Below are 6,008 nucleotides of genomic sequence, written 5' to 3' on the forward strand. Positions count from 1 at the left end.
AGATTAAGCGGGTGAAAATCACAGAAAACAGAAAGTTTGAACGATTTGTACGGTATTCTGAAACATACGTCCGGCCCGCTCCCTCTTCATTTCCCTAGCTTCGCGACATCAATTCTAAAACGAATGTAAAATATGAGAAAACTTTTTTTATCGCTAGTATTCCTTAGCGTCGTACTACTATCTATCTATGCGAATCCGGGTATTAAAGGAACCGTAATCGATCAAACCACCCGAAAGGCTTTGGATTATGCCCACGTCGTATTATATGACGGAGGCCGTATCGTTAAAGAAGCCATGACTGAAGAGAACGGCTCTTTCCTGATCCACCCCGTAAAACCAGGAACGTATTCGATCCGTGTCCATTTTCTGGGATACGATGTCTATATGGGAGATGAGTTTATTCTCACAGATCAGGGCAAGGATTTGGGGATCATCCCGATGCAAATGCTTGAGGTAGGCTTGCAAGAAGTGGAGGTCGTGGCCAACAAGAAGCAGGTCATCTATAAATTGGATAAAAAGATCATCGAGGCCTCCTCCAACCTGCTCTCCTCGGGAGGAACCGCGGTAGATATCCTTGAGAACACGCCTTCCATCCGGGTAAACGCGGAAGGTGAGGTTACCTTCCGGGGAAGTAGCGGATTCACGGTCTACGTAGATGGAAAGCCCAGCCTATTTACCGGGACTCAGGCATTGGAGCAGATCCCGTCCGGACAAATCCAGAATATAGAGATCATAACCACCCCGTCTGCCCAGCATGATACGGGGGGAGATGTCGGGATCATCAATGTCATTACCAAGAAGAATTTCGGGGAAGGGTTGAGCGGAGTGATCAACCTTAGCGGGAACACGGTATGGAGCCGGACCATGGACTTCTTGTTGACCGGACAAAACAAGTCTTCTCAATGGCGCATAGGCGGCTACGTTGGTAACCGGCTTCGTAAAAGTCATTTTACCCAAGAGAAAACGACATTGGTAAACGATACGACAACCACCTCCTATTCCAACGGCCCCCGCGAAAGTAACGGGTATGCGTATCTCCTTAACGGAGGATGGAGCTATACGCGGAAACAAACAACTTTCTCCGTTAACGCCGAAGGTGGATACGCCGGAGTCAAACGTAAAGGAGACTTGGAATATACGGAAGAGCGTTCTACCAATGGCGAACAATTCGAGAACGGGGAGTTCAAGAGCCTCGACGATTTTGATATCCACGAGACTTTCGGACAAGGGAACCTGGCCGTGGATCATAAATTCAATGATAAAGGGCATAACCTTAGCGGTAGTTTCTTCTTGAAATACGGAGGCGATGCCTTGGAATATTTCCAAAGCGATTTGTTTGACAAAAACAACGTGCGCCAGCAAGGTCATCGCGCATGGGAGGCCGAGCATCGTTGGACAGTCCGGGCAAAAGCCGATTACGTGTTTCCTTACAGCAAAACCGGACAAATCAAGGCGGGTTACCAATATTTCTCGTACTCGGAAGATGGTGATTACAGCATGCAGTTCTGGAACCCGGATACCAAAGAATTCTTTTGGCGCGAGGACATCTACAATACGTTTTATTTCCAACAAGGGATCAATTCCCTTTATGCGATCGTCGGGGATAGTTACCGGTCTTTTGATTTTCAGGTAGGATTACGGGGTGAACACACGCATCAGGTATTGCGTAGCTCCAAGGATTGGGCGAACCGTTTGCAAAGACGTTTCGAGTTGTTCCCATCGGCCCATATCGGTTATAACCTGACGCAAAACCAGAAACTCTTATTCGCTTACAGTCGCCGTACCACCCGGCCGGAGCTTTATTTCATGGAGCCATACATCACTTATAAGGATTATTATACAGCCGAGATCGGTAACCCGGACATACGCCCGGAATACATTCATTCTTTCGAGTTGAATTATTCCCTGACTTCCGGCGACAATGCTTTATCGGCCTCCTTATTCCACCGAACCCGGAAAGATAAGATCGAGCGGCTACGGGTTCCTTACCAAGCCGGAGTTACCTTGGATTCCATGGCGAACGTGGGGCACGATTATTCCACCGGCCTAGAATTATCGGGTAGCTTGCAAGCCACTAGTTGGTGGAACACGCAGGTAAACGGCAGCCTTTATCACTACCGGGTAAAGAACGAGTATAAGACGGACGGTAAGAATGAGACCAGTATCAATTACGAGATCGCCTGGAACAACGCTTTCAACGCCGGGAAATATACCCGGATACAGCTTGACGGGAATTTCGTAGGTCCTTCCGTGACCACCCAAGGAAGAACCCAGTCGTTCTGGTTTGTCAACCTAGCGATCCGGCAACAATTCCTCAAACGAAAACTGACGGCTACTCTCTCTTTCCGGGATGTCTTCAATACGGCCCGTTATGTCAACACGATCACTTCCTCGAACTTGATTTCCAAGACACGAATCCGGCCCGATTACCCATTGATAGGCTTGACCCTTAGCTATACGTTCAACCAGTTCAAGCTAAAGAGCGGCTTATCCAACAACTCAAAGGATTTATTTGAGGGGACGAGTCATTAATATTATCATATAGCCAGATCTTCACCAGATAAACCGATGAAATAGATTTTTACACTTATATTCGTTTGTTTATTAGATACGTAATAAATCTATAGTTTTATCGTGATAGAAGAATGTTCCAACAAATAAAGCCCCGGCAGGAGACCTAGCCGGGGCTTATTCTTTTCTCGCTTTCTCTCCTCACGGAGGTACTGACGGATGAACTTTAATTATTTTTAGTATTAATATTAATCCACTCCTGCTTGTTCACCCTCACGGGGTACTTGAATCACTACGACTCCCGCAGGAATGATTTATTGATTATCGTCATTATTTATTCGATTCTTATTTTACGACAGCTTTCACTGCTTCCTCGCCTTCTACGGCTACCACTACTATACCAGCCGGAACTGTGATCGTAGCATTGTCGGAAGTAAGAACCGTGTTAGCGATAGACTTGCCAAGGACATTCGTTACAGAAACCATCTTGCCTGCCGCACCTTGTACGGTAATCGTACCGTTACCTGCGATTACGGAGATTGAAGACTCTGCGTTGATACCTTCGTTGCTTGTCGGGATGATACCATCCTCAACAGATACAACTAATGCATTTGACTTGTCTTTCGTGAATCCCAATTTACCGTTCAAATTGAAGATATAACAAGCGTCAGATAAGCTCTTGATAATATACTCACCTTCTACGGCAGCATCTTTCAATACAATCTGGAACTTGAAGTTATTTAAACCGTTATCAGCGGTCACCTTTGTTTCCGCACCAGCTACAACTGTAGATAATGTATCTACGCCTGTCAACGTTGCCGGACGGAAGATTGCCTTCACAGAGTTATCTACCAAGAAATACTTCGGATCTTTTACCTCGCTAGCGGTACCCGGATTGTAATATACCGCGGAATCCTTAGCGTTATACAAGAACAATCTTGAAGCGTTAGCTGTCGTATCAACACCCTTAGAGATATAGAATGCCGGAGTATAAGCCTTTGTATTAGCTGTATCCAACCAGAATGTCAAGTTCTCAGCGTCTGCGCTTGTCGGAGCGATAACAGCGTCGTTAGCCTCGCCTACAGCTACGAAACCACCTGTCAATGCTTGGAAAGAAGCATGTCTAACGATAGAAGGTAAAGAAGGAGTTGTAACATCTCTTAGTACATAGAAACGAGCTTTCACATCACCGGCTGTCTCATAGATAGACTCTTGTGTTAGAGAGCCATCAACATCATTCAATGCCAAACCTTCCGCATCTTTATTAATGATCTCATTATAATTACGCTCAGTGTCTGCATTAATCAAATAAGCGGAACCATTCTTGTTCTCCTTTACGATAAATCGAGGAGCGTCTTCTACATCATCCTCTTGAATCAAAGAATAGCTTCCAGAGGTTTCATTCAAATAGTAAGCCTTACCATCCACATACAACTTAAATGCGTAAGATACGATAGCGATATCTTTCACGTCTTTCTTATCTATTTCCTCATCTTTTACGATATAAGCGTACTTTGTAGAACCATAGATCGTATCGGATTTAGCCACGTCACTCTCAGCCGCACTACAATCGAATTTGATAACTTCCCATTCCGCAGCCTCTGTAGCCTCTTGAGTAGCCTCTACACCAGAAGGAACACCACTACTATATGTAGCTTTCAAGAACAAATCCTTGTAAAGGACATTTGAGCCAACCGTAAATTTCATTCTTGCCAACTCTGCAAGTTCAGCGTCTGAATAATCAGCGTAACCTGCGGAAGGAGTTACTGTAGCAGGAATTAATTTGATCTTCAAATCTGACATTGTTGACAAATCTTTGCTACTAGAAATCTTATATGAATTACCTTCAACATAAGCATAAGTGAATACCGCAGACTCTGCATTTACTTCGTAAACATCAGCCTCATCTGTCTTACGTAAAGAAGCCGTGAATGAAAGACCCGTGGCATCACCAACAGCATCATAAGTATTCACCTCACGGTTCGTAAACGTAAATTTCTGCCCATCAACATCAGTTACTACCCATTGGTTTTGAGGAGCATTCAAGTTTACATAATCCGGGCCTTGAGCGAACAACTCGTAAGCAGAAGAGTTAATTCTTAAACCTAAATATTTACCGTATTCGGAAGAACCAGTTTCCGTCACATCCTTCTCATTACTTACAAACAACACGTTAAATACAGCCGGAGCGTCTTTCTTCAACAATTCAGAAGCTTTCAGCATATTGGAAGTGCTAATCGTACATTTTGCGGTAGTCGGCTTGCTAGTTGTTGTTACATAAGTAGTACCTGTAGAAGTGATAGCGTCTACATAAACATTAGAAATCGTAGCTTGATCATCTTTAGACGCATCTTTCTTCACGCGTACAGAAGCTAACTTCAGTGTATATTCACCCGGTTTATTTACGTTATCCATTTCTGATACCGTAAATGCAGCGTTACCTGCATAAACTTGTTCCTTAGAGGTATTAGCAGTCATTACCAAATTCTCTCCGGATACCAACTTAAAGGCAAAACCAACACCATCAGCTCTCTTCAATGCATTGATTCCAAAATGATTTACCGGATCAACAGCGATGAAAGTAGAAGCCTTGAAAGTTGCCTCATCTATAATCCCATCTTTCGGAGTGGATACAGAGAAATAAGTACCACCAGGCAAAGACATAGCTATAGCCCAAGGCTTTCCGGTAAAGTCCCAAGCCTGAATCTTCTGATCAAAGATATTCTCTTTCGGCTGCGGATTAACTGACGGGAAACTCAAAGCAAAACCATTCCCCAAAGCGTCATTCAACTTATCAGCTTCGATAGTCTTTGCATCTTGTTTGAAAACACAGATATTTGTTAATCCACTAGCACCCATGCTCCAAGTCGCACCGGATAGATCAATCGACTTATCAACCGCAAAGATAGGCTCACCGGCTACTACATATTTGTTCTTCTCCAACCAAGTTAACTCATTTGCCACACCCTTATCTTCTGCTGTAGTAATACTTCCATTTTCATCAAAAGACAATAAAGTGCCTGTCTTCTTGTTCTTGAATGTAAAGTAAGACTTTCCATTACGAGAAACATGGGTAATCGCCCACAAATACTCATCTTTGTTACTAACTTTGCTACTATTAGTTTCCACCGTAGTATTCAATGCGGTGTATTGTTCCGCATTACCCTTTTTCACGCCCGTTCCACCAATGTAACTGTAAGTTCCACCATTCTCATTCGCAAGATAATAATACTTGCTACCATCGAATTTGGTACCTGCCTCTTCTCCGGTCGTTTGAGCATTCACAGTAGTAAACAACGCCCCTGCCGTAAGCAAGCCCATTGTCATCAACGTAGAAATTCTCTTGTTCATAAATCAAAAATTTAATATTAATAATAGTGATAAATTAGTCTTTATCAATCCTGTAATAAACTAAAGTCTATAAAAACGACAGGTTTAAACCAAGGTTTAAATCTTGCGTTTTTAAGAGGTTTAGGGAGAGAGTTTGTGGAAGGAAG

The 6,008-nt window shown here is 43.6% G+C and carries 2 protein-coding genes; one reads left to right on the forward strand and one right to left on the reverse strand.

All coding sequences use genetic code 11. The features are described from left to right. Nucleotides 1-132: 132 nt before the first annotated feature. On the forward strand, nucleotides 133-2,532 hold the full coding sequence (locus tag Q0110_RS16820) for a TonB-dependent receptor (RefSeq protein ID WP_297909129.1): 2,400 nt from the start codon (nucleotides 133-135) through the stop codon (nucleotides 2,530-2,532). Between the two features lie 324 nt (nucleotides 2,533-2,856). Here Q0110_RS16820 and Q0110_RS16825 read toward each other — a convergent pair whose 3' ends face one another. Then, nucleotides 2,857-5,862, reverse strand: a complete 3,006-nt coding sequence (locus Q0110_RS16825) for a DUF6383 domain-containing protein (RefSeq protein WP_297909131.1) — start codon at nucleotides 5,860-5,862, stop codon at nucleotides 2,857-2,859. Nucleotides 5,863-6,008 lie beyond the last annotated feature (146 nt).

It is taken from the genome of uncultured Parabacteroides sp., assembly GCF_947855115.1.
GTDB lineage: Bacteria > Bacteroidota > Bacteroidia > Bacteroidales > Tannerellaceae > Parabacteroides.